This is a genomic window from Conexibacter sp. S30A1 (genome assembly GCF_023330665.1).
In the GTDB taxonomy this organism is placed as follows: Bacteria; Actinomycetota; Thermoleophilia; order Solirubrobacterales; family Solirubrobacteraceae; genus Palsa-465.
Genome location: NZ_CP097127.1, coordinates 62,780 through 89,219, shown reverse-complemented (window position 1 = coordinate 89,219; position 26,440 = coordinate 62,780). Strand labels below are relative to the sequence as shown.

At 67.6% G+C, this 26,440-nt stretch carries 31 protein-coding genes and 1 pseudogene; 13 read left to right on the top strand and 19 right to left on the bottom strand.

Features of this window, described 5'->3' with window-relative positions:
• Positions 1-341 precede the first annotated feature (341 nt).
• Positions 342-1,016 carry a transposase gene (locus M3M54_RS00425; protein ID WP_256465832.1) on the top strand — a complete coding sequence of 225 codons (675 nt, stop codon included), beginning with the start codon at positions 342-344 and terminating at the stop codon, positions 1,014-1,016.
• Between the two features lie 141 nt (positions 1,017-1,157).
• On the opposite strand, the gene M3M54_RS00420 is transcribed toward M3M54_RS00425, so the two are convergent.
• Complete coding sequence (locus tag M3M54_RS00420) at positions 1,158-1,622, bottom strand: ANTAR domain-containing response regulator (protein WP_249020221.1); 465 nt, start codon at positions 1,620-1,622, stop codon at positions 1,158-1,160.
• A 477-nt stretch (positions 1,623-2,099) separates the two neighbouring features.
• Between M3M54_RS00420 and M3M54_RS00415 the strand changes: the two genes are divergently transcribed.
• Positions 2,100-2,885, top strand: coding sequence for a slipin family protein (locus M3M54_RS00415; protein ID WP_249020220.1), 786 nt, complete (start codon positions 2,100-2,102; stop codon positions 2,883-2,885).
• 151 nt (positions 2,886-3,036) lie between these two features.
• On the opposite strand, the gene M3M54_RS00410 is transcribed toward M3M54_RS00415, so the two are convergent.
• Entirely contained in the window at positions 3,037-3,174 is a 138-nt protein-coding gene (locus tag M3M54_RS00410) for a hypothetical protein (protein ID WP_249020219.1), read from the bottom strand.
• A gap of 108 nt (positions 3,175-3,282) precedes the next feature.
• On the opposite strand from M3M54_RS00410, the gene M3M54_RS00405 reads away from it, so the two are divergent.
• The 7 genes and pseudogenes from M3M54_RS00405 (at position 3,283) to M3M54_RS00375 (ending at position 6,841) form a co-directional block, all read left to right on the top strand.
• A complete protein-coding gene (locus M3M54_RS00405) occupies positions 3,283-3,462 on the top strand; it encodes a hypothetical protein (RefSeq protein WP_249020218.1) in 180 nt (59 codons plus the stop codon).
• 385 nt (positions 3,463-3,847) lie between these two features.
• Positions 3,848-4,030 (top strand): AAA family ATPase, encoded by a 183-nt coding sequence (locus M3M54_RS00400; RefSeq protein WP_249020217.1) that lies wholly within the window; start codon positions 3,848-3,850, stop codon positions 4,028-4,030.
• 49 nt (positions 4,031-4,079) lie between these two features.
• Positions 4,080-4,157: pseudogene (locus M3M54_RS16830) on the top strand (hypothetical protein); the annotation flags it as partial.
• A 109-nt stretch (positions 4,158-4,266) separates the two neighbouring features.
• On the top strand, positions 4,267-4,581 hold the full coding sequence (locus M3M54_RS00390) for a hypothetical protein (protein WP_249020215.1): 315 nt from the start codon (positions 4,267-4,269) through the stop codon (positions 4,579-4,581).
• Positions 4,582-4,900: 319 nt separating this feature from the next.
• Complete coding sequence (locus M3M54_RS00385) at positions 4,901-5,314, top strand: VOC family protein (protein WP_249020214.1); 414 nt, start codon at positions 4,901-4,903, stop codon at positions 5,312-5,314.
• Entirely contained in the window at positions 5,307-5,822 is a 516-nt protein-coding gene (locus tag M3M54_RS00380; RefSeq protein WP_249020213.1) for an SRPBCC domain-containing protein, read from the top strand. Before M3M54_RS00385 ends, M3M54_RS00380 begins: the two co-directional genes overlap by 8 nt.
• A gap of 185 nt (positions 5,823-6,007) precedes the next feature.
• A complete protein-coding gene (locus M3M54_RS00375; RefSeq protein ID WP_249020212.1) occupies positions 6,008-6,841 on the top strand; it encodes a phosphoglyceromutase in 834 nt (277 codons plus the stop codon).
• A gap of 14 nt (positions 6,842-6,855) precedes the next feature.
• On the opposite strand, the gene M3M54_RS00370 is transcribed toward M3M54_RS00375, so the two are convergent.
• From M3M54_RS00370 to M3M54_RS00320, 11 genes are all read right to left on the bottom strand, one after another.
• Entirely contained in the window at positions 6,856-7,731 is an 876-nt protein-coding gene (locus M3M54_RS00370) for an ABC transporter permease (protein WP_249020211.1), read from the bottom strand.
• A complete protein-coding gene (locus M3M54_RS00365) occupies positions 7,728-8,681 on the bottom strand; it encodes an ABC transporter ATP-binding protein (RefSeq protein ID WP_249020210.1) in 954 nt (317 codons plus the stop codon). The genes M3M54_RS00370 and M3M54_RS00365 overlap by 4 nt, the downstream gene beginning before the upstream one ends.
• Before the next feature lie 24 nt (positions 8,682-8,705).
• A complete protein-coding gene (locus M3M54_RS00360) occupies positions 8,706-9,776 on the bottom strand; it encodes a hypothetical protein (RefSeq protein ID WP_249020209.1) in 1,071 nt (356 codons plus the stop codon).
• An 84-nt stretch (positions 9,777-9,860) separates the two neighbouring features.
• On the bottom strand, positions 9,861-10,742 hold the full coding sequence (locus M3M54_RS00355) for a PhzF family phenazine biosynthesis protein (RefSeq protein WP_249020208.1): 882 nt from the start codon (positions 10,740-10,742) through the stop codon (positions 9,861-9,863).
• A gap of 60 nt (positions 10,743-10,802) precedes the next feature.
• On the bottom strand, positions 10,803-11,876 hold the full coding sequence (gene sufD, locus M3M54_RS00350; RefSeq protein ID WP_249020207.1) for a Fe-S cluster assembly protein SufD: 1,074 nt from the start codon (positions 11,874-11,876) through the stop codon (positions 10,803-10,805).
• Positions 11,869-13,344 carry a Fe-S cluster assembly protein SufB gene (gene sufB / locus M3M54_RS00345; RefSeq protein WP_249020206.1) on the bottom strand — a complete coding sequence of 492 codons (1,476 nt, stop codon included), beginning with the start codon at positions 13,342-13,344 and terminating at the stop codon, positions 11,869-11,871. The genes sufD and sufB overlap by 8 nt, the downstream gene beginning before the upstream one ends.
• A complete protein-coding gene (locus M3M54_RS00340) occupies positions 13,344-13,661 on the bottom strand; it encodes a bifunctional 3-phenylpropionate/cinnamic acid dioxygenase ferredoxin subunit (protein WP_249020205.1) in 318 nt (105 codons plus the stop codon). Before M3M54_RS00340 ends, sufB begins: the two co-directional genes overlap by 1 nt.
• Before the next feature lie 73 nt (positions 13,662-13,734).
• On the bottom strand, positions 13,735-14,133 hold the full coding sequence (gene sufU, locus M3M54_RS00335) for a Fe-S cluster assembly sulfur transfer protein SufU (protein ID WP_249020204.1): 399 nt from the start codon (positions 14,131-14,133) through the stop codon (positions 13,735-13,737).
• Positions 14,133-15,368 carry a SufS family cysteine desulfurase gene (locus tag M3M54_RS00330; protein ID WP_249020203.1) on the bottom strand — a complete coding sequence of 412 codons (1,236 nt, stop codon included), beginning with the start codon at positions 15,366-15,368 and terminating at the stop codon, positions 14,133-14,135. Before M3M54_RS00330 ends, sufU begins: the two co-directional genes overlap by 1 nt.
• Positions 15,368-16,153 (bottom strand): Fe-S cluster assembly ATPase SufC, encoded by a 786-nt coding sequence (sufC, locus tag M3M54_RS00325; RefSeq protein WP_249020202.1) that lies wholly within the window; start codon positions 16,151-16,153, stop codon positions 15,368-15,370. Before sufC ends, M3M54_RS00330 begins: the two co-directional genes overlap by 1 nt.
• Positions 16,154-16,215: 62 nt before the next feature.
• Positions 16,216-16,704, bottom strand: coding sequence for an Rrf2 family transcriptional regulator (locus M3M54_RS00320; RefSeq protein ID WP_249020201.1), 489 nt, complete (start codon positions 16,702-16,704; stop codon positions 16,216-16,218).
• 70 nt (positions 16,705-16,774) lie between these two features.
• On the opposite strand from M3M54_RS00320, the gene M3M54_RS00315 reads away from it, so the two are divergent.
• Together M3M54_RS00315 and M3M54_RS00310 are read left to right on the top strand one after the other, a co-directional pair.
• Positions 16,775-18,019 carry an HRDC domain-containing protein gene (locus tag M3M54_RS00315; RefSeq protein ID WP_249020200.1) on the top strand — a complete coding sequence of 415 codons (1,245 nt, stop codon included), beginning with the start codon at positions 16,775-16,777 and terminating at the stop codon, positions 18,017-18,019.
• Between the two features lie 13 nt (positions 18,020-18,032).
• Positions 18,033-19,847 (top strand): M3 family oligoendopeptidase, encoded by a 1,815-nt coding sequence (locus M3M54_RS00310; protein ID WP_249020199.1) that lies wholly within the window; start codon positions 18,033-18,035, stop codon positions 19,845-19,847.
• Positions 19,848-19,897: 50 nt separating this feature from the next.
• Here M3M54_RS00310 and M3M54_RS00305 read toward each other — a convergent pair whose 3' ends face one another.
• From M3M54_RS00305 to M3M54_RS00285, 5 genes are all read right to left on the bottom strand, one after another.
• Complete coding sequence (locus M3M54_RS00305) at positions 19,898-20,206, bottom strand: hypothetical protein (RefSeq protein WP_249020198.1); 309 nt, start codon at positions 20,204-20,206, stop codon at positions 19,898-19,900.
• An 87-nt stretch (positions 20,207-20,293) separates the two neighbouring features.
• A complete protein-coding gene (locus tag M3M54_RS00300; protein ID WP_249020197.1) occupies positions 20,294-21,364 on the bottom strand; it encodes an ABC transporter ATP-binding protein in 1,071 nt (356 codons plus the stop codon).
• On the bottom strand, positions 21,364-22,257 hold the full coding sequence (locus M3M54_RS00295) for an ABC transporter permease (protein ID WP_249020196.1): 894 nt from the start codon (positions 22,255-22,257) through the stop codon (positions 21,364-21,366). The genes M3M54_RS00300 and M3M54_RS00295 overlap by 1 nt, the downstream gene beginning before the upstream one ends.
• Positions 22,254-23,117: an ABC transporter permease subunit gene (locus tag M3M54_RS00290; protein ID WP_249020195.1), complete on the bottom strand. Its 864-nt coding sequence runs from the start codon at positions 23,115-23,117 to the stop codon at positions 22,254-22,256. The genes M3M54_RS00295 and M3M54_RS00290 overlap by 4 nt, the downstream gene beginning before the upstream one ends.
• A gap of 62 nt (positions 23,118-23,179) precedes the next feature.
• The gene (locus M3M54_RS00285; protein WP_249020194.1) at positions 23,180-24,325 is read right to left on the bottom strand and encodes an ABC transporter substrate-binding protein; all 1,146 of its coding nucleotides are present in this window, start codon (positions 24,323-24,325) and stop codon (positions 23,180-23,182) included.
• A gap of 210 nt (positions 24,326-24,535) precedes the next feature.
• Between M3M54_RS00285 and M3M54_RS00280 the strand changes: the two genes are divergently transcribed.
• The gene (locus M3M54_RS00280) at positions 24,536-25,234 is read left to right on the top strand and encodes a glycerophosphodiester phosphodiesterase (RefSeq protein ID WP_249020193.1); all 699 of its coding nucleotides are present in this window, start codon (positions 24,536-24,538) and stop codon (positions 25,232-25,234) included.
• Positions 25,235-25,244: 10 nt separating this feature from the next.
• A complete protein-coding gene (locus tag M3M54_RS00275) occupies positions 25,245-25,988 on the top strand; it encodes a gamma-glutamyl-gamma-aminobutyrate hydrolase family protein (protein ID WP_249020192.1) in 744 nt (247 codons plus the stop codon).
• 46 nt (positions 25,989-26,034) lie between these two features.
• On the opposite strand, the gene M3M54_RS00270 is transcribed toward M3M54_RS00275, so the two are convergent.
• On the bottom strand, positions 26,035-26,424 hold the full coding sequence (locus M3M54_RS00270; RefSeq protein WP_249020191.1) for a Rid family detoxifying hydrolase: 390 nt from the start codon (positions 26,422-26,424) through the stop codon (positions 26,035-26,037).
• Positions 26,425-26,440 lie beyond the last annotated feature (16 nt).

The window sequence follows — 26,440 nt, the reverse complement described above, 5'->3', positions numbered from 1 at the left end:
GATGCCCACACACCGGCGTGACCGCCAGCACGGCCGCGATGCGGGCACGCTCGCCGTGGCTGAGGGTCTCGGCCTGGAACTCGGTTGTGGCGCTCATCAATCAACTGAACGCCCGAGCGCCGCGAATCGTGCGCCGCGTCTCCAGCCAAGATCAATGTCAAGTGGTTAGCTGGTGAGCAGGACCGGCAAATCGGGCTTGAAAGCTCCGCGCAGTTTGCTGGCCACGACCCGCTTTGTGCGGTGATGCTCGAGCGGATGCTTGCCGGGGTGTCTGCCCGGAAGGCACGGCGGGTCGATGAGCCGGTCGGTGGGCGTGTCGTTGTCGAGGCGCGCTCGACGTACTGGGTGGCACCAAGGCGCTGCGGAAGGCGGTGCGTGACCTGGCTGGGCAGCGGGCGCTGGCGCAACGCTTGCAGGTCCACAAGGCAAGGAATGTGTGCGGGCACCTGCCCGAGCACCAGCGCGCCTGGGTGCAAGCGAAGCTTCGCAAAGCCTGGTCAGAGCCCGATCACAGCAAGGCGCTTACCTCGCTCACGGCGCTCGCCTCACAGCTTGAGAAGACCCACCCCGACGCCGCCGGCTCGCTGCGGGAGGGCATGGAGGAGACCCTCACGCTCACCCGCCTCGGCATCGACGGTGCGCTGGCACGCACGCTGAGACAAACCAACAACATCGAGAGCATGTCAGGCACCGTCCGCACCACACAGCGCAACGTCAAACGCTGGCGTGACGGGGACATGCGCTTGCGCTGGACCGCCGCCGGGATGAGAGAGGCGGCCGCGCACTTCAACCGCGTCAAAGGCCATCGCGACCTCCCAAAGCTACAGGCAGCAATCCAGCGAGAGCTGCACCCGACCATACCGACCGCGCAGGCCGATACCCCCAAGCCGCCTGATCTGCTCCCGCTCCTCACTGGAGGGCAGCGCCGGTCTGAGACCCTGATCGGCCTCAGCCTGCCTGCCCCGCCTACGCAACGTCTCGAGCCGACAGACCCAGCTCAGCAGCGACCTGGCTGACAGGCAGTCCGGAGTCGATCGCCAAACGCACACCACGACAGATCAACTCCTGGGGGTACTTCCTTCCTCTTGGCATAACGGCGACCCCCTTCCCGAGGGCCGAAACCCTCGCATAGGGGTCTCCGTGAAACCCGGCCTGCCTCACTCGCGGGACTGCGGAGCGTGCGGATTAGCCGGGAGCAGACGGTGGCCGTCGACGACGGCGGCACACAGGTCGACCAGCTTGCGATTATCGACACGCGAGCGCTCGCGCAGCATCTCAAACGCGGTGGCCTCGTCCACTGAGTGGCGCTCCATCAAGATGCCCTTGGCGCGCTCGATCAGCGCGCGGCGGCCGAACGCTCCCTGGAGATCCTGGTACTCAGCGAACCGGCGCAGCACGATGTCGATCGAACTCTGCCAGTCCTCGACGTCGTCGTCTGAGATGTGAGCAAAAACGCCCCGCTTGGACGCTTCCCTGACAAACAAAGGATCCGGCTCATGTAGCAGGACAATCACGGGGCAAGCGGCCTCGTGGACGATCTTGTCGATCAGATCAAGCGCGTGCTGTGAGCTGGCGCCGAGCCCCACGAGCGACGTCGGGCCGCTCCCGCGCGGTGACAGCACCGACGTCCTCAACCTCGATCTCTCGCGCAATCACTTCATGGCCAAGCCCGGCGACAACCGGAACGACGCGCTCGAGACGATCCTTGCGTTCATTTGCGATCAGAACGCGCAGATGATCGGTTCCATCCCGGAGCGGCGGCATAGCCTGATTAGAGATTGTGGCACATGCTGATCGGAGCGCCGAACGTAGCCGAGTAACTGCGCACGCGGAGTAGAATAATGTGTAGTTCGCCTCGACCTTCGGCGGACTCGGTTGTTCCGGCTTCAGCGACTTGGCCGGCGTATTTGACACCGCTCGTGGTGATCGCGAGCCACCTCTTTGGAGTCCAAGTCCATGCATGTCCCCGTGGGAAAGCCAGGCCCGCCCGACCAGGCACTCCAGATGCCAGCCACACCAACGGGACTGATGTCAGGGCCGTCAGGGCCCGGGCCGTTCACGCATGGCGATCGCGCCACCCACACCAGGAAGGCAGCATCATGTTCGGGATCTATGTGATCAAGCAGTACGAGCGCGTTGTCGTGTTCAAGCTCGGCAAGGTTAAGAGCGAGGCGCGCGAGCCGGGACTGTTCTTCTGCGTCCCGGTGATCAATCGGATCCATCGTGTGTCGCTGCGAATCATCACGATGCCGATCCAGTCTCAGGGGATCATCACCAAGGACAACGTCAGCATCGACGTGTCCGCCGTGGCCTACTACCGCGTGGAGGATCCGGTCAAATCCGTGCTCGCGATCGAGAATGTGGCCGAGGCGATCAATCAGATTGCACAGACCACACTGCGCGCCGTGGTGGGGCGCCACACATTGGACGAGGCGCTGTCCGAGACCGAGGCGATCAACCAAAACATCCGTGAGATCCTCGATGTGCAGACCGAGGCGTGGGGCATCAAGGTCACGGTTGTGGAGCTGCGCGACATCCAGCTGCCGGAGAGCATGCAGCGCGCGATGGCGCGCCAGGCCGAGGCAGAGCGTGAGAAGCGCGCGAAGATCATCGCTGCCGAGGGTGAGGCGCTCGCCGCCGGAGAACTGGCCCGGGCCTCTGATGTGATGATGGCCCATCCGCTCGCGCTGCAGCTGCGCAACCTGCAAACGCTCGTCGAGGTGGCTGTGGACAAGAACTCGACGGTCGTGTTTCCGGCTCCGTTGATGAGCACGATCGGAGAGCTCGGCGCCTTCCTGACGCGCGAGCGCAACGCCGCCGCCGAGCTCCCCACCCCACCCGTGCTGCCGACACCATCGACCAACGGGGAGCTGATGCAGTCATGAAGACCTCACCCAATAACCCACCCTCGGCGCTGGAACCTGGGACGTCTGTGGGCGATCAACCGACCGCGTCGGCTCCGGCCCCACCGACCAGCCGCGCCGAGACCCGGCGCGAGCGTCTGCGTCGCGGCGCTCGTCAGGGCCGCCTTCAGGGCTACGCGATCGTAATCGTTGCGCTCATCGCGGTGCTGGTTGCGCTGGCCGCCACGAACACGGCGCGCGTACGGGTGGACTGGCTGGCGGGGAGTTCTCGCGTTTCGCTGGTCTGGCTGGTAATGGCGGCGGCGATCATCGGCTGGATCCTCGGGGTTCTCGTCAGTGTCCGATTCCAGTGGCTGACCCGACCGCGACCGCACCGACTTCAATCGACGAAGCGCTCAAGAGAAGGAAGGACGCTCTGATGAACATCAAGATCACCAAAGAACCCCGAGCTGAGACCAACGTCAGCACTCAGTTGGGAGTTGTCGCCGGCGACACTGGCCTTGACCACGAGGCTGGCGACCGGGTTCCGCACTCTCTCAAGCTAACCGTTGGCCGGCTGCTCGGTCCCGTTCGCAGGGCAAGCCGCAAGAAGCGCTGATCGAAGATGGGCAAGCGGTTCAATCGGCACCTCCCGCGCCTTTGCCACGCCTGCGGTGCGCCCATGCCCCGCCAGGAGGACAGCTGTTGGTCCTGTGGCGCGCGCTGGGTTGACAACATGACGGCGGTCGACGCGGCGACGGCGGAAGCCGCAATCCAAGCGCGCGCTCCGACCTCCGCTCGCTGGGCCGACGAGGGCGGCAGCGAGCCGTCCGAGTCCGGGGCGCCGCCCCCTGTGCCAGTCACCGCTCAGCGCTGACAGCCGGGGCCACAGGTGGTCGCGACAGGCCTCTGTCTCGTCGGCTGGCGCCAACGACGAGCGTGAGCAGAAACGCAACGAGATTCTGAGTGAACTCGACGGCTTCTAGCCCGCGGAGGCGGTCATCGTGCTGGCGGCGACCAACCGCCCAGAGGTCCTCGACCCGGCGCTGCTGCGCCCCGGAAGGTTCGACCGTCGCGCCGTGCAGGCTCCCGATCGCGTGTGCCGACGTCGAATCCTAGAGGTCCACACCCGGGCCATCCCGCTTGCTCGCCGCACGGCGCAACCACCAAAGGGTTCAGACGGCTGACTTCACAGATTCACTCGAGAAGAGCCTCCTGGGAGCACCGCGCGGGATCGTGCTCTCACCAGACGACGACCAAGCCTCCTGCACCCGTGAGGACCTGGTCGGAAAGATCGAGGTCGGGCTCGGTGGCCGGGTCGCCGAGGAAGCGGCCTACGGCACGATCACCACCGGCGCCGAGTCCGACATCGACCCCGGTTGTAACCGTGATCCCGAGCGAGCCAGGCAATGCGTTCGGATCCGTGCGCGAGACCTCAGAAGCCACGCAGCAGCTCATCGACGCGCAGGTACGCCAGCTCATCGACCGGGCTCACAGCCATGTGATCGAGCTGGTCGGCCAGCACCGCGATCAGCTCGAGGCACTCGCCGCGGCGCTTCTGAAGCAGGAGACGCTCGACGAGGCTGACGCCTACGCCGCAGCCGGACTGCCCAGCAAGGTCCCCGTGTCCGTGGCCATCGCTATCGGTGCCGCCCGGCCCGAGCCCCCGCGTCCCGATTCGGAGACGGTCTCTGCCGGCGCTAACGGTCATGGTCGGACGCTGAGCTCGAAGGCCTGAGCGCATACGACATCGTTGCCGGATGCGGCGGCCACAAGCGTGGTTCTGTCACCAGGCCCATCGCCCCTCCGGATCAGCGTATAGTCACCGGTGAGCTGGCCCTGCGGCCAGGATCCAGGGCCAAGCCTGAAAGCCACCAACGACGCACTCTGCGTCACGAGGCGCGAGGCGAGGGTTACCCGGCCTCGACTGCAGGGCCGGTGTTCTGGCCGAGCCAGAGACGCGGTGTGGGGCTTCACCACTGGCAGGGATATGCCGGTCGCCTACGCCGTTTGAAGCCAACCCCCACGGCGGGTTGCGCCGCGTTACGATCCCAGGCGTGGCGGGCCTGACGCCCTACATCCACTTCGACGGCACCGCACGCGAGGCGCTCTGGTTCTATGCCACCGTTTTCGGTGGCGAGCCGCGGTTTCACACCTTCGCCGAGTTCGGTCGTAGCGACGGCCCAGCCGGCGCGATCGCGCACGGCTACCTCGCGGGCTCGGCCGTACCGCTCTTCGCCTCGGATGTCAGCGCTGGCGAGCCCGCGGTTCGTACCCAGGGACTGATGCTTGCGCTGCTGGGCACCGCCGAGCCGGACACCATGCGCCGGTGGTTCTCCGCCCTGGCCGACGGAGGCAAGGTTGTTGATGATCTGCAGCAGCGGCCCTGGGGTGACTTTGACGGTCAGGTGCGTGACCGTTACGGACTGCATTGGCTCATAGGCTTTGAGGGCCACGAGGCAAATGGCTGACCAATCACAGGTGCTTGGCAGTCTGCGGTCGGTCGACGGGCACGGCGTCGTGCGGATGGAGCTTCGCCTCGACGTCGGCATCGAGGAGGTTTGGAGAGCTCTCACGGATCCCACGGCACTTATCCGCTGGTTCGGAGAGCTGCAGGGCGAGCCCTCAGCTGGAGGCGAATTTCGTGTCCGCGTCATCCTCTCGGGAGAGCGCACGGGCACGGTGGAGGCGTGTAGCCCTCCGCAGCACCTGCCGCTGAGCATGCGCGATCCCGATCCGCAGCCCGGACAGCCGGCGCAGACCACGATCGAGGTGCAGCTGACGGCGGAGAGCTCCCAGACCAAGCTGGTCTGGGAGCAGCGGGGCTTGCCAGAGCACCTGCTCGCGGCATACGGCACGGGCATCCAGATCCACGTCGAACATCTGGAGGACCATCTGCACGGTCGCGAGCTTCGTGACATCGACGCCCGCTGGGACGAGCTGCTCCCGGCCTACGAAGCCCTGCGCGCTGGTCGCTGACGCTTTGGCAGGGGTTGCGGAAGGTTCGGGTCGGTCTGTCACTGCTCGCGCCGTGGTCAGTGTTATGGAGCGCAGGAGGTGGTCCCGCGCCGTGATCGGCACAGCCCCGGACGCCTGTCGATGAAATCCCTGGGAAGCCGCGCCAGCCGCAGCGGCTAGGCTTTGGGCATGGTTCGGGAGCAGGCGTGACTGGCACACCAGCCTACGCGGCAAACGGCGGGCAGCGCCACGGCCGGTACCGGCTGCTGCTGCTGCGCCACGGTGAGAGCACCTGGAACCAAAAGGGGCTCTTCACCGGCTGGGTGGACGTGGGCCTCTCCGAACGCGGCGTGGCTGAAGCTGTGCGGGCGGGCGAGCTACTGAGATCCCAGGGCATGCAGGCCGACGTCGTGCATACATCACTGCTGCGCCGCGCGATCCGGACCGCCGAGCTCGCGCTCGAGGCTGCCGAGCGACAGTGGCTCCCGGTACACCGCTCATGGCGCCTGAACGAGCGCCACTACGGCGCCCTGCAGGGCCGCAGCAAAGAGCAGACGCGCCTCGAGTTCGGCGAAGAGCAGTTTCTGCTCTGGCGGCGTGCCTACGACATCCCACCGCCACCGCTCGAGCGCAGCTCCGAGCTCGCCGCCGGGCACGACCCCCGCTACCGTGAGCTGCCACCGGAGGCGATCCCGGACAGCGAGTGCCTCAAGGACGTGCTCGTGCGGCTATTGCCCTACTGGTACGACGCGATCGTCCCGGATCTGCGGGCCGGGCGACAGGTGCTGGTCGTGGCCCACGGTAACTCGCTGCGGGCGCTGGTCAAGCATCTGGACTCGATCCCGGACGACGCCATCGCCGGTCTCGACATCCCAACCGGCATCCCGCTGTTCTACGAGCTCGACGAACACATGCGGCCCGTCGCGGCGGTCGACCCTGCCCTTGGCGTCAGCGGCGTCTACCTGGACCAGGACGCGGCCGCCAGCGCGATCGTGAAGGTTCGCAACCAGGGCACCGCTCACGACGCGCCGGCAAGCTGACCTGCGCCAGCAGGCTAGCCGCCGGCCACGTCGCGGCGCATAAAGACCAGGAAGGCGACGAGCAGCGCCGGAATGCCGTAGAGCGCGCAGACCCAGAGCGCACGGATGATGGGGACCCAGTCTGTCGGCGTGCGCAGCAGCCCCTGCCAGGCGTTGAACTGCGTGCTCAGCAGGTACGGCTGGGCGCCGCTCATGCCCGGCAGGATGCCGATCAGCTGGATGAGCAGCGAGATCATCAGCGTGCCCACGACGGCGGCGGCGCTGTTGCGCGTCAGCGTCGAGAGCATCAGCCCGATCGCGACGATCGCCGCCGTGGGGATCAGGTAGACGACCAGGCTCGCATAGACGAGCTCCAGGCCCCTGGGCGCCGAGACGATCGTTCCGGAAAGGCTCTGCAGACTGTTGAAACCGGATTGCAGCGACCCGGCGATCACGCCGACAGTGCCGCTGAGCATGATCGCGAAGACCGCATAGGTGGCCGCCACGAGCATCTTGCCCGCAAAGATCTGTTGACGCTCGAGCGAACGGGTGAGGACCGTCTTCAGAGTGCCGTTGTGGTCCTCGGAGGCGAAGATGTCGCCGGCGACCAGCGCGACGATCAGTGGGAACATCCAGATGGCACCGAACAGCAAGATCACGAGTGGCACGACCAGGCCGCTGCGCGTCAGGTAGTTGGCGAAGGCGAACGCATCACCGTGACCGGCCCCCGAACGGAGACTGATCGCCAGCACCAGCAGGAGCGGCGCCAGCACCGACGCTGCCAGCCCGAGGTAGGTGCGCTTCTGGTAGCGCAGCTTGACGAGCTCCCAGCGGTAGACGGCCCAGACGCCGGGCGCTCTGCCGGTCGCATCCGTGCCGGCCGGCCTGGCGGGTGCTGCCAGCGCCGTCACGACGCACTCTCCACAACCAGTGGTTCAGGACCGTCAAGGACCACTCCATCGCCTTCGGTGAGCGAGAAGAACAGGTCCTCCAGGGTGACCGTCTGGGGGGCAAGCTCGTGGATCAGGACGTCCGCCTCGACCAGCGCGCGCGAGAGCTCGGCGACGGCCCGCTCCTCACCGGTGAAGACGATGTGGCCGTGCTCGGTGGACACCGCGTCGATCCCGGGCTGGGCAAGGCAGATCTCGCGCGCCCTGGTGTCGTCGGTGGTCGCCAGGCGATAGCTGGCGGCGGCACCGCGAGCCAGCGCGGCGATCGTGCCCTCATAGACGATGCGACCACGGCGCAGCACAGCCACGCGATTGCACAGCTCCTCGACCTCGGCCAGCAGGTGACTTGAGAGCAGCACCGTCATCCCGTCGTCGGCCAGACGGCGGATCAGGCGCCGCATATCGCGCATGCCCGCCGGGTCAAGTCCGGTGGCGGGCTCGTCCAGCAGCAGGAGCTTGGGCGCGCGCAGCAGCGCGGCCGCGATACCCAGACGCTGGCGCATACCGTGGGAGAAGCCGCCGACACGGTCGCGAGCCCGGGACCCAAGTTCAACCGTGTCAAGCGCGAAGTCGACGCGGCCGGCGGCACCGTATCCGTCATAGGCGGCCATCAGCTCGAGGTTGCGCCGCGCACTGAGATAGGGGTAGAAGGCCGGCGCCTCGACAAAGCCCGCCACCCCGTCGAGCGCCCTCACCGTCGAGTGCGGGTCGCGTCCGAACAACCGGACGCTGCCCTCGGTCGGGCTGATGAGCCCGAGCATCATGCGCAGCGAGGTGGTCTTGCCCGCACCGTTGGGTCCAAGATAGCCGTAAACGTCACCCGCCTGCACCGTCAGCTCAACGCCATCCACCGCGGTCAGCTCGCCGTAGCGCTTGACCAACCCGCGAACCTCAATCGGGGGGGCGCTCATGCCGGCCGTGAAAGCGTCGGGCCCTCAGAGGCCCTTTGCGATCGAATCGATCGTGGAGGCGCTCACCGAGCCCGCGAGCAGGTAGCTGACGCCGTTGTGCGTGAACTCGAGCACCGTTCCGAGCGCGGTCGGCAGCTGCTGGCCGGCGGCGCCGTTGATGCTCACCGTCTGCAGCGGCAGTGACCCGAGCGCACCGCTGCCGGCGGAGCTCGAGCCAGTGGCCGCCGGGTGCTGGGCGACGATCACAGAGCCGGGCCCGCTGCCAACCACCTTGACCGACCCACCGGTCGTCGAGCCGTCCGGCGCGGCGTTCGTGGCAGACGACGGGAACGACACGGTGACCACATGCGCCCCCACAGGCGGCGTGATCTGGAATACGGAAGTGGGCACCGACCCGTAGCTGATGCTCGTCGCCTTTAGCGCGAGCGCAGGCTGCGACTGGCCGCGGGCAATCACGGCGAACTCGAGCGGCACGGCGTGGTTGGCGTCGAAGCCGAGCCGCAGCGCGCCGACCAGCCCGGCGCTGCTTTTCGGCGTGATCGTCTCGACATAGGCCGGCTGGCCACCGATGTCGGTTGCGCGCGGACTCGAGAGCGAGACGTTCTGGCTCGCCTTCGTGAGCGCCGCCTGAATCGTGCTGAGGCTCGGAACCGTCCCGGTGCTGGACACGCCGCTGGCGGCCGGCTGGCTGGGCAGCGTCCCCTCATACACGGTGTTGGAGGCTGGGTCGTATGCCCAGACACTGCTGCCGTCAACCACGATCTGGCTGTCTCCGTTTGAGCCCTGCAGCTCAAGCCGCAGATGGCCCTGGGTGGCCCAGAGGCGTCCGCTTGCGCCGGTCAAAAGCGGATCGGGGGTCTGCAGCGAAGCCCCTGAGAAGAGGTTGTTGGTGAAGCTGACCTGCGCCGTCACGCCGCTGACGCCGCCGCCCTGGAGTGCACCGTTCACAGCCTGCGCCAGCGTCACGCCCGAGGCTGGCACGGGTCCGTTACTGACGGCGGCGAGCGCCACAGCCGCGGTCGCCAAGCAGGCCGCGCAGACCGCCGACAACGTGACCAGCAGCCGGCGAGTAGAGATCGTGCGCAGATTGTTCACGTGGCATCAGACTCCTTGAACCAACTCCAGCGTAGGACGCTCGGGTGCGCTCCAGCTAAATGTTTGGCCCTCGAGCCCGTCGCCTCAAGCGGCGCGGTAGCTCCCGCTGGCGACCACCACCGCGCTGCCACCGACGACGATCCGCGCCGGACGCTCCGCGGGGCCCTCCACCCGTGCGATGAGCTCCGAGGGACGCTCCAGCTCGACGCCCTGCGTGATCGTCACTGAAGTCCCGGGCGCGCACCGGCCGTGACGCGCCAGATGCCAGGCCAGCGGCCCGGCGGCCGAGCCGGTCGCCGGATCCTCAGGCACCCCCAGGCCGGGGCAGAAGACCCGGGTGCGGACGTATGCGGGCACGCCCGCTGGCGTGCCCGCACCGGGATCGGGCAACGCAAAGCAGTCGACGCAAAGCGTCCCGAGCCGCCCGAGCGCACCGAGGTCAGGCACGAGAGCGCGCAGCGCCGCGACGTCGGCCACGCCGACCATCACGTGCGTGGGGCCGTTGGTGTAGGCGTCGACCGGCAGCGTCGAGCCGGCCAGGCCAAGGGCGTCAAGCAGCTCGGCCGTGCGGTCGTAGGCCCGCACGCTCGGCAGCGGCTGCTCCATCTCGCCAGTTACGACCACACCGTGCTCGTGGGTGAGCCTCACCGGCACGATGCCCGCGCCGGTCCGCAGGCGAACGAGCTCGCGCCCGTGCTCGCCGGCGACCACGAAAGCGGCGCCCAGCACCGGGTGACCGGCGAACGGCAGCTCCGCCCGTGGTGTGAAAATCCGCACGGTGGCATCGGCCTCGCCGTCGCCCGGCAGCAGGAAAACGGTCTCTGAGAGGTTCAGCTCACGCGCCAGCGCCTGCATCAGGCGGCTCGGGATCAGCTCGCCGGCGGTGAACACGGCCAGCGGGTTGCCGGCGAGCGGCGTGTCTGTGAAGACGTCCAGGACCTTGTAGGGATGGGCGAACGCGGACATCAAAGCTCAGCGACCGAGTCAAGCACCTCAGCCATCCTGAGCCGACTGGACGTCCGGCACTCAGCCGAGGATCAGCTGCAGGCGACGCTCCAGCGCGGCCCCGAGGATCTCCCGCACCGGCCCGGGCTCGAAGCGCTCGACCAGCGCCGCCAGGAAGCCCTCGATCACCAGGCGCTTGGCGTCGGCTTCAGGCATCCCGTGCGCGCGCAGATAGAAGAGCTGCTCGGGGTCGACCTGGGCGACGGCCGCGGCGTGCGTGCAGCGCACGTCGTTTGCCTGGATCTCGAGCCCCGGGATCGAGTCCGCATGCGCGCGCTTTGAGAGCAGCAGGTTGCGGGAGTCCTGGAAGGCGTCGGTCTTCTGGGCGCCTGGGTCGACGATGATGTTGCCCTTCCAAACGGCGCTCGAGCGGTCCGTCAGCACGCCGCGGAAGGCCAGGTCCGAGGTGGTGTTGGCCGCCGCGTGCTCCTGGGTGGTATCGAAGTCGATGTGCTGGCCGCCGTGGGTCGCGTAGGCACCGGTCACACGCGCCTCGGCGCCTTCGCCGGTGAGCCGGGTCTGCATCAGCACGTGGCCGGAGCGCGAGCCGAAGCCAAGCGCCACCCAGTCAAGGCGCGCGTCACGCCCAACGGTCGCGTGCTGGGCGCCGAAGATCCAGGCTTGCTCGGCGAGGCCCTGGCCGCAGACGTAGCGCAGGCTCGCGCCGTCACCAAGCACCAGTTCGGTGCTGAGGTTCAGCAGGCAGTCGCCGTCTGAGAGCAGCTGCTCCCAAACCTCCGCCTGCGCGCCCTCTTCGAGCACCACGCGCGTGCGCTGGTTATACAGCCTGCCCTCGGGCACGATCACGTTCAGGGCGAGTGGCGCCGCGAGCACCGTGCCAGCGCCGACGCTCACCACCGTGGTCTCGTCCTCGAAGCGGACGCTGACGCCGTCCGGCAGCTCCGACGCCGGCAGCTCCCACAGTGAGCTGCCAGACGGCGTTGGCGTGCCCAAAGCCGCCGGCGCCGCGGGCATCAACTCGTAGGCTGAGACGTCCAGCGCCGAGATGTCGGTGAACTCCCAGCCTGGGCGGCCCTTGAAGGTGGGTAGGCCGCCGGCCAGCGGGCCGGCGGCCACAGCGGTCAGCTCAGCCAATTGAGCCCTCCATCTGCAGCTCGATGAGGCGATTCATCTCCACCGCGTACTCCATCGGCAGCTCCTTGGTGATCGGCTCGATGAAGCCGTTGACGATCAGCTTGGAGGCCTCGTCCTCGGGGATGCCGTGGCTCATCAGGTAGAAGAGCTGGTCCTCACCGACCTTGGAGACGGTCGCCTCGTGGCCGACGTTGACGTCGTCCTCGGAGATACGGATCGTCGGGTAGGTATCAGAGCGCGAGGTCTCGTCCAGCAGCAGCGCGTCACAGACGACCTTGGACCGTGAGCCGTGAGCGCCCTTGGCGATCTCGAGCAGGCCGCGGTAGGAGCCGCGGCCGCCGTCCTTTGAGATCGACTTGGCGAAGATGTTCGACGTCGTGTTCGGCGCGACGTGGATGATCTTGCCGCCGGCGTCCTGGTGCTGGCCGCGGCCGGCGAAGGCGATCGAGAGGATCTCGCCGTGCGCGCGCTCGCCCAACAGATAGACCGACGGGTACTTCATCGTCAGCTTGGAGCCGAGGTTGCAGTCGACCCACTCGACGGTCGCGTCCTCGTAGGCGACAGCCCGCTTGGTGACCAGGTTGAAGACGTTGGCCGACCAGTTCTGCACGGTCGTGTAGCGGATCCGGGCCCCCGGCTTGGCGATCAGCTCGACGACGGCGGAGTGCAGCGATGCCGAGCTGTAGGTCGGGGCGGTGCAGCCCTCCACGTAGTGCACGTAGGAGCCCTCGTCGGCGATGATCAGCGTGCGCTCGAACTGCCCCATCGACTCGGTGTTGATGCGGAAGTAGGCCTGCAGCGGCATCTCCACGTGCACGCCCTTGGGCACGTAGACGAAGGATCCGCCGGACCAGACCGACGAGTTCAGCGCCGCGAGCTTGTTGTCGTTGGGCGGGATGATCGTCGCGAAGTACTCGCGCACGAGCTCCTCGTGCTCGCGCAGCGCGGTGTCCATGTCGGTGAAGATCACGCCCTTGGCGACGAGCTCCTGGTTGATCTGGTGGTAGACGACCTCAGACTCGTACTGCGCCCCGACGCCGGAGAGGAACTTGCGCTCGGCCTCAGGGATGCCCAGGCGGTCGAAGGTGTTCTTGACGTCCTCGGGCACGTCGTCCCAGGAACGCTCGGCGCGCTCGGAGGCGCGGACGAAGTAGTGGATGTCGTCGTAGTCGACCTCCTGAAGCATCGGTGAGCCCCAGGTCGGCTGGGGCTTCGCGAAGAAGTACTCGAGCGCCTTGAGCCGGAAGTCACGCATCCACTGCGGCTCGGACTTGAACTCGGAGATCTTCTCGACGATCTCACGGTTGATGCCCTTGGGCGCCTTGTAGAGGTAGTTCTCGGCGTCGTGGAAGCCGTAGCGCTCGTCGTAGTCGGCGTTGATCGTGGCGAGCTGCTCGTTCTCGGTGAGCTGCTCCACCTGCGCCTCCTGCAACTCGTCGGCGTCGATTCGGGGTGCGGTAGTGGCCATCAGTCAACCTCCAGCTTGATCATTTCCTCATCGACGGTCACCGTGAAGGTTTCCACCGGCTCGTATGCGGGCAGGGTCTTTGGCCTGCCCGTCCTCAGATCGAAGATCGCCCCGTGGCGCGGGCACTCGACGGTGCAGGCGCCGGCGTCGATCACGCCCTCGGCGAGCGGGCCGTCATCATGGGAGCAGCGGTCCTCGATCGCGAACAGCTCGCCGTTGCAGTTGAAGATGCCGACCTCGATGCCGGCGTGCTCGACGATGCGCACCCGACCTGGCGGCAGCTCGCTCAGGGGGCAGACTTCGATCACACTCGTCATGCGTCAAATCCTAGCGACTTGATCGGATTTGGCAGGACGGACCGTCCGGCGCCTGCATGGGACCGCCCTCGCGTCATGCCTGATCCGACTCCCAGTCCGCCTCGTGGCCGAGCGCCGCGGCCTTCACGACCTTGAGCGACAGCAGCGCGCACTTCATCCGGGTCGCCGAGATATCGATTCCGAGCAGGTCGAGCACCGCCTGACGGTCGAGCTTCAGAAGCTCCTCGGTGGTCATCCCGCGCAGCTCGTCGGAGAGCATCGAGGCGGCGGCCTGTGAGATCGCGCAGCCGTGGCCGGCAAAGGCCACATCGCTCACCCGGCCGTCGGCATCGAGCGCAAACTGGAAGGTGAACTCATCGCCGCAGATCGGATTGAGGTCGTGGGCCTCCATGTCCGCGCGTTCCAGCGTCCCGTAGTTGTGGGGGTGCTTGTAATGCTCCAGGATGTACTCGCGGTAGAGCTGATCGTCCATCAGAGCACCAGCACCCTTCTGACACTCTCGAGCGCGTTCATCAGCCGGTCGATGTCCTCGGTCGTGTTGTGCACCGCGAAGGAGGCGCGCGTGGTCGAGCCGACCGCCAAGCGACGCATCAGCGGCTGCGCGCAGTGATGGCCCGTGCGCACACAGACACCTTCGCGGCCGAGGATCTCGCCGATGTCATGCGGGTGCGCGCCGTCGATCGCGAAGGAGACGAGCGCACCGCGCTTGGTCGCATCGAGCGGGCCGTGCACGTGCAGGCCCGGCAACTCCGCCAGCCGCTCGAGCAGCTGGGTGGTCAGCGCCAGCTCGTGAGCGCGGATCGACTCGATGCCGATCTCCTGGATGAAGTCAACGGCCGCACCCAGGCCGATCGCCTCGGCGATCTGTGACGTGCCGGCCTCGAACTTGCCCGGCAGGTCGGTCCACGTGGAGCTCGCCTCGCAGACCTGCTTGATCATGTGCCCACCAGAGATGAACGGCGGCATCGCCTGAAGCAGCTCGCGTCGGCCGTGCAGCACACCGATGCCGGTCGGGCCGTAGGCCTTGTGACCGGTCCAGGCGTAGAAGTCGGCGTCGATCTCGTGCAGGTCGACGGGAATCTGCGGCACCGCCTGAGTGCCATCGACGACGACCAGCGCGCCGGCCGCATGCGCCAGACGCGTGATCTCAGCCACCGGGTTGATCGTCCCCAGCACGTTGGAGACGTGGGCGACGCAGACCAGTCGCGGCTCCAGCGCCAGCAGCCGCTCGTAGGCATCGAGGTCCAGAGTGCCGTCGTCGAGCACGGGTACATAGACCAGCTCGGCCGCGCGCTCGGCGCAGATGAGCTGCCATGGCACGAGATTCGAGTGGTGCTCCATCTCGGTCACCAGCACGGTGTCGCCCGGTTGCAGGTTCGCCCGCCCCCAGGAGTGGGCAACGAGGTTCAGCGATGCCGTGGCGTTGGCGGTGAAGACCGTCTCCTGCGGGGTTGATCCGAGCCAGGCGGCAATCCGCTCCCTGGCCCCCTCGTAGAGCTCGGTGGCCTCGACGATCAGGGGATAGACCCCGCGGTGCACCGAGGCCCGGTGGTTGGTGTAGTAATCGACGATCGCGTCGACCACCGTCTGCGGCGTCAGCGACGTGGCGGCGGCATCCAGGTAGGTGATCGGATGACCATCGATGTTGCGTGCCAGCAGCGCGAACTCGGCGCTTGGAACACGGATGTCTGTGGCCGGAAGTGCCATCAGACCGCCGCCGTCTCCTGCGCGTCCACCTCGTCGGTGATCCAGCCGTAGCCCTTGGCCTCGAGCTCTGTCACGAGCTCGGGTCCGCCCTGCTTGACGATCTGGCCCCGGTAGAGCACGTGGACGTGGCTCGGCTTGACCATGTGCAGGATCCGCTGGTAGTGGGTGATGATCAGCACGCCGAGCTCGCTGCCCTGCTCACCGGCGACGGTGTTGACGCCCTCGGCCACGATGCGGAGCGCGTCGATGTCAAGCCCGGAGTCCGTCTCGTCGAGGATCGCCAACGACGGACGCTGGACGGCGAGCTGCAGGATCTCGAGCTTCTTCTTCTCGCCGCCGGAGAACCCGTCGTTGAGGTAGCGGCGCGTGAACTCCTCGGGGACCTTGGTCAGCTCCATCGCCGACTGCACCGTCTGGCGGAAGTCCTTGAGCGAGATCGGCTGCTCACCGCGCGCGCCGCGGTGCGCGTTGAGCACCGTGCGCAGATACTTGGTCACGGTCACGCCAGGGACCGCCACGGGGTACTGGAAGGCCATGAACAGCCCCATCCGGGCGCGCTCGTCGGTATCGGCCTCAGTGATGTTCTCGCCACCCCAGATGATCTCGCCGTCGGTGACCTCGAGGCTGGGGTGACCCATGATCACGTTGGCGAGCGTCGACTTGCCGGAGCCGTTGGGGCCCATGAGGGCGTGTATCTCACCACCGCCGACGTGCAGGTCGACGCCCCGCAGGATCTCCTTCTCGCCGGCGCGAACGTGGAGGTTTCGGATCTCTAGGTCTGGCATCTGTCTCTCGGGTTATCGGTATTTACAGGTCTTTTAAGTCAGTCGTCGCGGGCCCGCGAGGCTCACGCATGCACCTGCAGGACCGGCAGGTCAACGTCTGGTCGAGGTTGAGCATCGCGTCTCGAGAACTCGACCAACTCCGCAAGCGTGGTCGTCTGCAGAGAGCGGATGATCCCGCCTTGGACACGTGTCCACAGCAGCTTGGTGGCACATGGCCCGCTGCTCTGCGCCGGCATGTGCGAGCAGAGCACCCGCTCCATCTCGTCGTGGACGAAGCATTCCATCGGCGCGATCGGCCCCTCCAGCGCGCTGACGACGTCATACATGGTGATCTCGCCCGGCTCGCGCGCCAGCCAATAACCGCCGTGCGCCCCACGTGCGCTCAGCACGAGATCGGCTCGCTTTAGCCGTGCCACGACCTGCTCGAGATAGGCGAGCGGGAGCCCTTCAGCGTCGGCGATCGCCTTCAGGCTCACAGGGCGCTCGGGGCTCTGTCGCCCCAGCTCGACCATCAATCGCACACCGTATTCCGCCTTGGAGGAGAAAATCATCGTGGTAAATCCTACCACCGGGCTAGGTGTTGTCGTCACGCGGTGATTGCAAAGCCGATAGGGTGCCGTCATGCACGATCTCGATCCGCACGTTCTCGCCGATAGCGCTGACATCGCGGCCACCGCCGAGTCGGCGCGGCGCGCCGGACGACTTGGCATCGACACCGAGTTCATGTCGGAGGGACGCTACCGCGCGCTGCTGTGCCTCACGCAGGTGGCTGTGGAGGATCCTGGGGCTGCGACCGGCATCAGGACGATCCTGATCGACGGACTCGACGCGTCGGTCGATGTCAGCCCACTGGCGGAACTGCTCGCCGACCCGGCGATCCAGATCGTCGTCCACGCCGGACGCCAGGATGTCGCGATCCTGCGCCGCGCCTGGCTGACCTCGCCCTGCAACATTTTCGACACCCAGGTCGCGGCCGGCTTCGTCGGCGAGAGCGCCCAGGCCGGGTATGGAACCCTGATCACCTCGGTGCTCGGCCTCCGGGTTGGCAAGACCGCCAGCTACACGCGCTGGGACTCGCGCCCGCTGACCGCAGAGCAGCTCAGCTATGCGGCCGAGGACGTGACCCACCTGCTCGCGCTGGCCGACGAGCTGGGCCGCCGCCTGGAGACGACAGGACGGACGCAGTGGGCGCTCGAAGAGTGCCGGCGCCTGGAGTCAGCCACCGACGAGCGCGACCCGGAAACAGCCTGGGAGCGTCTGCCGCGTGCCAGCCAGCTCGATCCCAAGGCACGCGCGGTGGCCCGGCGCCTGGCCGCCTGGCGCGAACGCACCGCGGCAGCCGCCGACCGCCCGGTCGGCCAGATCCTGCAGGATCCACCGCTGCTGGAGTTCGCAAAGCGTCAGCCGCGCAGCCTCGACCAACTCGCCGCGATCCGTGGCGTGCACCCCTCCTTCATCAAGCGCCGCGGCCGCGAGGTGCTCGAGCAGGTGAGCGCCGGACTCGAGGATCCCCCGATCCCGCGCGAATCCAGACGCTCTTCTTCAGACGCGCGCGACGCGCCGCTGATCGCGTTGGCCGAGGCGCTGCTGCGGGCGCGCGCGCTGGACGCGGGCCTCGCCTATGAGCTGATCGCGAGCCGCAGCGACCTCGAGCAGATCGTCGCGGCCGCGCGCCAGGATGCACCGGAGCCCGACGTGCGAACACTCGCCGGCTGGCGGCGAGAGCTGGTGGGAGATGACCTCGAGGCGCTGCTGGACGGCGCGGTGGCCGTCGCGGTGGGAGCCGACCGGGCGCTCAAGCTGCACGCCGTGGAGCTCTCCTTAGCCGAGCGGGCGCCCGCCGCCGGCGGGCGCCCGCTCGGCTAAGCTCGCAGACTGCATGGCTTCCCCCGAACAACTGCTGCGCGACCCGGAGCTGACCGAGAGCGCGTGGGACCTCGCGCCGATCGTGGACGGCGAGGGCGATGAAGGTGTGAGGCGCCTGTTGGGCGAGGCGCTCGCGCGTTCGGGTGCGTTCGCCGAGGCCTACGCCGGCAAGGTCGCGACGCTCGCAAGCGCCGGTCTGCGTGAGGCGATGCTCGAGCTCGGGGCGATCATGGAGCTGGTCGACCGGGCCGGCAGCTACGCGATGCTGAGCTTCAGCACCGACAGCGCCGACCCGGCCCGCGGCGCGCTGCTCCAACACGTCCAGGAGCGCGGCACAGAAATCGAGACAGAGCTCTTGTTCTTCGAGCTCGAATGGGCGGCGCTCTCGGATGAGCAGGCGCAAACGCTGCTCGAGGGCGACGCCGACCTGGAGTTCTGCGCCCACCATCTGCGCAGTGCACGGCGCTACCGGCCGCACCTGCTCTCCGAGCCCGAGGAGCGCGTGCTGGCCGAGAAGGGACTGAGCTCAAGCGCCGCCTGGGCGCGCCTGTTCGGCGAGCAGGTCGCGGCGATCCGGGTGCATGACGAGGCCGGCCTGGAGCGGCCGCTCGAGGCCGCCTTCAGCGACCTGGCAAGCCCCGACCGGGAGCTGCGTGCACGGACCGCGGAGGCGATCAGCGCCGCGCTCGAGCCGGGGCTGCGGACACGCGCCTACATCTACAACACGCTGGTCTACGACAAGTCCGTCGATGACCGGCTGCGGCGCTACCCACACTGGCTCGCCGCGCGCAACCTCGCCAACGAGGCAGACGACGGCTCCGTGCTGGCGCTGATCAACGCGGTGCGCGGGCGCTACGACATCCCGCAGCGCTGGTACCGGCTCAAGGCGCGACTGCTCGGACTTGAGCGGCTGAGCGACTACGACCGCAACGCAACGGTCGCTGACAGCGAGCCGCTCTACTCCTACGCACAGGCGCGCGAGCTGGTCACGGACACATACGCGCGGTTCTCGCCGCAGGCAGGTCAGATCGCGCGTCGGTTCTTCGACGAGCATTGGATCGACGCGCCGCTGCGCGAGAACAAACGCGGCGGAGCCTATTGCGCCACGGTCTCCGGCGTACACCCCTACGTGATGCTGAACTTCACCGCGCGCCGGCGCGACGTGATGACGATCGCCCACGAGCTCGGTCACGGGCTGCACGCCGTGCTCGCCGACAAGCAGGGGATCTTTCACCAGAGCACGCCGCTGACGGTCGCCGAAACCGCTTCCGTGTTCGGCGAGACGCTCGTGTTCGAGCGACTGCTTGAGGAGTGCGAGGGCGACCAGCAGCGGCTCGAGCTGCTCGCCGGCAGAATCGACGACGCGGTCGCCACGGTCTTTCGTCAGATGGCGATGAACCGCTTCGAGCACCTGATCCACACACGCAGGCGCCAGCAGGGCGAGCTCTCGGTCGAGGACATATCTGCGGCTTGGGTTGAGAGCCAGGCTGAGATGCTCGGTGACGCGGTGGAGATCACCCCTGGCTACCACTCCTGGTGGTCCTACATCCCCCACTTCATCAACACGCCCGGCTACGTCTACGCGTACGCCTACGGTCAGCTCCTGGCGTTATCCGTCTACGGCCGCTACCGCGAGGTGGGCCCGACGCTGGTGCCGAAGTACCTCGAGATGCTCGCGGCAGGCGGCTCGCGGCCACCACAGGAGCTGGGCGCGATGGTCGGCGTCGACCTCGCAGACCCGGGCTTCTGGGATGCGGGGCTCGCGCTCGTCAACGCGCAGCTGGCGGCCGCCGAGGAGCTCGCGCAGCGCCTGGCGCCACAGGGCTGACACGCCCACGCGGCCGACGCGTCAGGCTGCCACCTGACCGCGTCCGGGCCCTATCGGGCGCGTCGCGTACGTGCCCGCTCCTCCTGCGCCTCGACCACCTTGACGATCAGCTTCAGGTACTGCTCGATCCCGGTCGCCCGCGCCTCACCGCGCTCGAACGCACCGCGCCAGTCGGCCAGCTGCCCCCTGGTCGCCAGCTCGTTGAAGCGTTCGCGGCGTATCTCAAGGGTCACCCTGGCGTCAGCGGGCACGGTCTTTGTGACCACCGGTCCCGGTAGCTCGATGCGGTAGAGCTGTACGTCGCCGCGCCCGTGCAGCTCGAGTCCGGCAACGAGCTTCAGGTGCGCAAGTCCAGGCACCTGCTCGAGGAAACGGCCGATCGCGGACTCGATCAGGCTCCTGGTGTCAGCCGGGGTGGTCAGAGCACCACGAGCTTACCGCGGCGCTCACGCCAGAGCGGGCTCGTCCGCGGCTGCCTGCGCTGGCACCGCGTCGGCAACGGCCACCGACTCGGCGAGGATGCGGACGCCGACACGCTCGCCCAGCTCGATGTTGGCGCTGTGGCTTGAGGCCTCGACCAGCACCCGCTGGCCGTCGTCGAGTTTTACCTCGAGCCGTACCGACGAGCCCAGGAAGGTCCGCTGGCTGATCTCGCCCGGACCGGCCGAGTCGGCCACCACCGCGACCGCCTCCGGGCGCAGCAGCGCCAGGCACGGGGTCCCGGCGCTGCGGCCTTCCAGGTTCAGCACCTGCAGGCGCTGGCCCAGGACCTGCACCTCGCCGCTGTCGCCGATCCGTCCCGGCAGCCGGTTCATCGCCCCGACGAACTCGGCCGCAAACGCGGTCGCCGGGCGCCGGTAGACGTTCTCCGGCGTATCCAGCTGATCGAGCCGGCCGTCGCGCATGACGCCGACCCGGTCAGCCATGGAGAGCGCTTCGGACTGGTCGTGGGTCACAAACAGCGTGGTGATCCCGAGACGCTGCTGCAGGCTACGGATCTCACCCCGCAGCTGCGCGCGCACGCGCGCGTCGAGCGCCGAGAGCGGCTCGTCCAGCAGCAGCACCTTGGGCTCGATCGCGAGCGCCCGGGCGATCGCCACCCGCTGCTGCTGGCCACCGGAGAGCTGGTAGGGGTAGCGCTCAGCTGCCTCCTGCAGCCCGACCAGCTCCAGCAGCTCGTCCGCACGGCGCAGACGCGTAGGCTTGTCCTGACCGCGCATGCGCAGCCCAAAGGCGACGTTGTTGCGCACATCCAGGTTCGGGAACAGGCTGTAGGCCTGAAATACCATGCCCATGTCACGCTTGTTCGCCGGGACGCCGGTGATATCGCGGCCGTCCATCAACACCCGCCCAGAGGTCGGCTGGTCAAAGCCGCCAAGGATCCGCAGCGCCGTCGTCTTGCCGCAGCCGGAGGGTCCGAGCAACGCCACCAGCTCGCCATCCTCGATCTCCAGGTCAAGGCCCGCGAGCGCTGCCACCGAGCCGTAGAGGCGCTTGACCCCTTCAAAGCGAATCATCAGATCACCCGTGAAGTTCTATTGCCACGCTTGCGCCCGGCGAGGAAGGATAGAGAGAACAGCAGTCCGAAGACGAACAGCAGGCTGAGGACCGAGAGCGCCACCGAGGTGCCGGCGTTGCCCGACTGGCTGGCCTGGATCAACTCCACGGGAAGCGTCACGTACAGCAGGATCGTCGAGATCACAACCTCCCCGAGGCAGAGCGCGACGGTCAGGAAGACCGCCCCCAGCACAGCCGTCTGGACGTTGGGCAGGATCACGCGCGTCACCGTCGTGAACCAGGAGGCGCCGAGGCTACGCGATGCGTCAACCAGGGTGCGCAGGTCGATCGCGCGCACACCCGTGTCAAAGGCGCGGTAGCTGAACGGCATCGCCAACACCACGTAGACGAAGCTCAGGCCGGTGACCGGTGAGTTGAACCACAGCTTGATCAGCCACTCCGGTGCGCTGCTCTGCAACTGCGCGAGGCCAGCGGCGATGACGATCGGCGGCACCACGATCGGCAGCACGGTGACGCCCTCCATGAACAGCGTCAGCCTCGGCAGCCGCAACCGCACGAGCACCACGGTGGGCAGCATCAACGCGACGACCACGACGGCCGCGATCCCGGCGATCTCAAGCGAGGTGATGAGCGCACTGCGGATCGCGCCGTTGGAGATGATCGCCGTGTAGTTGCCGATGCCGTAGGCGCCGCTGTTGAGGATCAGGCTGTACTTGATCGAGGCGAGGATCGGGCCGAGGAAGAAGATCGCCGCGAGCACGAAGATCGTCACGCGCCAGAGGCGCGGGCGCCCGCGCCTGCGCACCCGGCCCTGCTGGGGCTGGGGCTCCTCCTCGAGCTCAGCGAGCATCCCGGCGGCACCGATGCCGCCCGCAGCGGCGCCGAAGCTCACTGCAACCACCTCCGGGCGCGGCGCTGCACCAACCAGTAGAAGGTCAGGACGATCGCCGCGATCAGGATCATCTCAACCCCAAGCGCTTGCGCGATGCCCGCCTGGTTGACGAGCACGTTGCCGTTGATCGCCTCGTTGATCGCCGCCGGGATCAGAGGGATCGACGCGCCGACCAGCGCCAGCGCGGTGGCGTAGGCGGAGAAGGCGTTGCCGAAGAGGATCAGCAGCGAGCCGATGAAGGCTGGCGCCATCACCGGAATCGCGATGTGGCGCAGGTATTCGAGCCTTGAGGCGCCGAGGCTCTCCGCCGCCTCCTGCCACTGCGGCCGCAGCCCCTCGAGCGCCGGCGTGATCAGGATCACCATCATCGGCACCTGGAAGTAGGTGTAGGCGAGCCCGACGCCTAGCAGCGAGGTGATCGAGAAGCCGTGGGCGTAGAGGTCAAAGCCTATGTGCTTGAGCAGCGTCGTGACAACGCCACCCGGGGCGCGACCGAGCGCAGCGATGAACGCGAACGCCAGCGGCACGCCCGCGAAGTACGCGAGTACCCCGGACCCGCTGGAGACCATCCGGCGCAGCATGCTGCCCGCCGGGCTCGCGACCACCGCCGCCGCCAGCCAGGTGCCGAAGATCGCTCCCACGACCGCGGTCCAGGCGGAGAGGATGACACTGTTCTCAAGCGGAATCCAGTACTGCGAGCCGCTGAAGATCGTCTTGAAGTTCTCAAACGTGAAAGCGCCGGATGTGGTTGAGAGGGCGCCGCGGATCACCTCGTAGATCGGCAACCCCAGAAACACCAGCACGTAGACGCTGAAGGGCAACATCCCGATCCAGGCCCCACCGCCCGCCGAGACGCGCATGATCCCGCGGCGCCGTGGCGCCGCGGGATCGTTGACTACTTGAACTGTTGGAGCTGCCGCGCTCAAGCCGGGAAGGCAGCCGAGATGGCGAGCCCTGCCTTGGCCGAATCGGCAACCGATGGCAGGACCGGCGTACCGGTGACCTTCGGCAGCGCCGAGTAGGCCTTCTTGTTCTCCATGCCCTTCTTGACCAGAGCGGGAAGCTCGATCGGGCGGGCACCACCCTCAAGCCAGATGTTCTGGCCGGTGGTCGAGTACAGGAACTCCTCCCACAGGCGCGCGGCCGCGGGATGCGGTGCGTACTTGCTGATCGCCTGCACGTAGTAGCCGGCGAACTCCTTGCCGTTGGGGTCAATCACCTTCCAGTGCTTGGCGAAGCTAGCCGGCAGGCCGTAGGACTTCGCACTGTTCAGGTAATCCCAGTTGATCAGGATCGGGCACTGGTTGGCCTCGAGGATCGAGACGGCGTTGCAGTCGGTCGAGTTGAAGTTGCCGTCCGACTTCAGCTTGTTGAAGAACGCGATGCCGGGCTTGACGTTGGTCAGCGATCCGCCGTTGTTGAGCGCCGCCGCGTAAACGGCGTCGGTCGCAGCAGCGGCCTGGCCGATCGCGCCGTTCAGCGTCACGTCACCCTTGTACTGCGGGCTCAGCAGCGCCTTCCAGCTCGTCGGGCACTTCTTGACGACCGCCGTGTCGCAGCCGAACGAGATGTACCCGCCGTAATCGTTGTACCAGGAGCCCTTGGGGTCCTTGGCGGCGGCCGGGATCATGTTCCAGGTCGCAACCTTGTAGGGGGCAAACAGCGATGGGTCGGGCGCGGCCGTGTAGGACTCGCCCACATCGATCACGTCCGGCGCGGAGCTGCGGCCACGGTCCTGCTTGATCGCCTGGATCTCCTGCGCACTGGTGCCGTTGGGGTTGTAGCTGTGGACCTTGATGTGGTAGCGCTTCTCGAAGGTGTTGATCTCGGTTCCGTAGTTGGCCCAGGTCGGCGGCAACGCGATCACGTTGAGGTTGCCCTCGGCCTTGGCAGCCTTGATCAGCGCCGCCATGCCGCCGCCCGCCTTGGCGGAGGTGACGGTGGCCCAGTTGACCTTTGCGGCCTTGGCGTTCTTGGCGCTCGCGATCGAGCTGATGCCAAGCCCACCCGCGGCGATGACCACAGCTACTGCAGCCGAGGCACCGACGCGACGTTTGATAACAGACATGACCCTCCTCACAGGGACGATGTGATTGCTGGTCTTCCGACCGGCCACGCTGCGCCGGTCCTTACCGACAACAACCTAGCCTTCTCCATGGAAGAAATTGTGACGATCCTGTCAAGGTCTGATTCATATACCTTTTCGCCGGCAGCCGTCAACTCGCCTGCTTCCGGGCGTTGCCGCCATGACAGCCAGACCTGCTAGCGTCGCGCCAGGATGACGTCGACTCCACGGGTCGTGGCGCACCGTGGCCTGCACTCGGGCGCCGCCACCGAGAACACGATGCGAGCCTTCGAGCTGGCGCTCGCGGCCGGCGCGGAGATGATCGAGCTCGATGTCCGCCGCAGCCGCGACGGGCAGCTCGCGATCCTGCACGACCCCGGCCACGGGGGCGTCACGCTCGCGGACTGCGACATGGGCGAGTTCGCGCGCGTGGGTGGCCTGCGTCCGCCGCTGCTCAGCGAAGTGCTCGCCTGGGCCGCGGGTCGCATCGCCCTCGATGTCGAGCTCAAGGAGGACGGATACGCCGAACAGGTCGTGCCGCTGCTGACCGGCTTTCTAAACGCCGGCGGCGAGCTGATCGTGACCTCGTTCATCGACGCGCTGCTCGCGCGGATCGCGGGGTTGGAGCCGCGGCTGACACTCGGACTGCTGATCGATGGCAGCGCCGCAGGCGCGGTGGCGCGCGCCCGCGCCGCGGGCGCGCGCATCCTGCTGCCGGAGATGGCGATCGTCGACGAGGCGCTGATCGAGGCGGTGGACAGCGCCGGGCTCGAGCTGATCGTCTGGGACTTCATGGCAGCCGATCACGCCGCGCTGCTCTCAGACCCGCGCGTCGCCGCGGTGATCACCGACGACGTGCCGGGCGCGCTTGCGTCCCGTGCACGCACAAGCCCTTCGCAGCGACACGAGTAAGCTCGAGAGCATGACCTCCCGCCGCCCGATCATCGGCATCCCGACAGCCCTGGAACAGGCGCGCTACGGAGTCTGGGACGCACCCTGCGCGCTGCTGCAGTTCTCCTACGTGACGGCCGTCCAGCGGGCTGGCGCGATGGTCGTGATGCTGCCCCCGGACGCGGAGCTTGCCGCCGACCCGAGTGAAGCGCTGGAGCTGATCGACGGCCTGATACTGGCCGGTGGATGCGACGTCGATCCGGCCCGTTACGGACAGGATCGGCACCCGGAAACCGACGGACTCGTGCCCGCCCGCGACCAGTTCGAGCTGGCGCTGCTGGAGCGCGCGATCGATCTCGACATGCCAACCCTGTGCGTGTGCCGTGGCATGCAGGTGCTCAACATCCTGCGCGGCGGCACGCTCATCCAGCACCTACCAGACGTCCTGCACAGCGACGAGCACCGCCGCCACGCCGGCACCTTCGAAGGCAACGAGCACGATGTCCGCCTGGAGCCAGGCTCGCTGGCGGCCCGTGCGGCGGGCGCCGAGCTGACAATGACCAGATCCCACCATCACCAGGGGATCGACACGCTCGGCGATGGGCTGGTCGCGACCGGCCGTGCCACCAGCGATGGTCTGGTCGAAGCGATCGAGCTCCCCTCCTCAAGCTTCGTGCTGGGCGTGCAGTGGCACCCCGAGGCCGACCCACAGAGCGCGGTCATCGCCACGTTCGTGCAGGAGGTCCGTCAGCGGATCTCCGTGGCCTCGTGGTAGCCGGCCGCCTCGATGGCTGCCTGCGTCGGCATCGGTGCGCGTCGCCTCAGACCTCGACTGCCACCACCGCGTCGATCTCCACCTGCGCGCCCCTCGGCAACGCCGCCACCGCCAACGCCACCCTGGCCGGCGGATCGTGCTTGAAGAAATCCGCGTAGACCTCGTTGACCTCAGCGAAGGCAGCGATGTCCGTCAGATAGACGGTCATCTTCACCGCGTTGCGCAGCGACGTGCCAGCGTCCGCGGCAACCATCTCGAGGTTCTCCAGGCAGCGCCGTGCCTGCTCGCCAGGGGTGTCGCCGACGATCTCGCCGGTGGCCGGGTGAAGCGGAATCTGCCCGGAGATGAACAGCAGCTCACCACTGACGCGCACCGCGTGCGAGTACGGCCCGACCGCCGCCGGGGCGCTGTCTGAATTGATCGTGACTCTGTGCAACTTAGCCTCCCTGAGA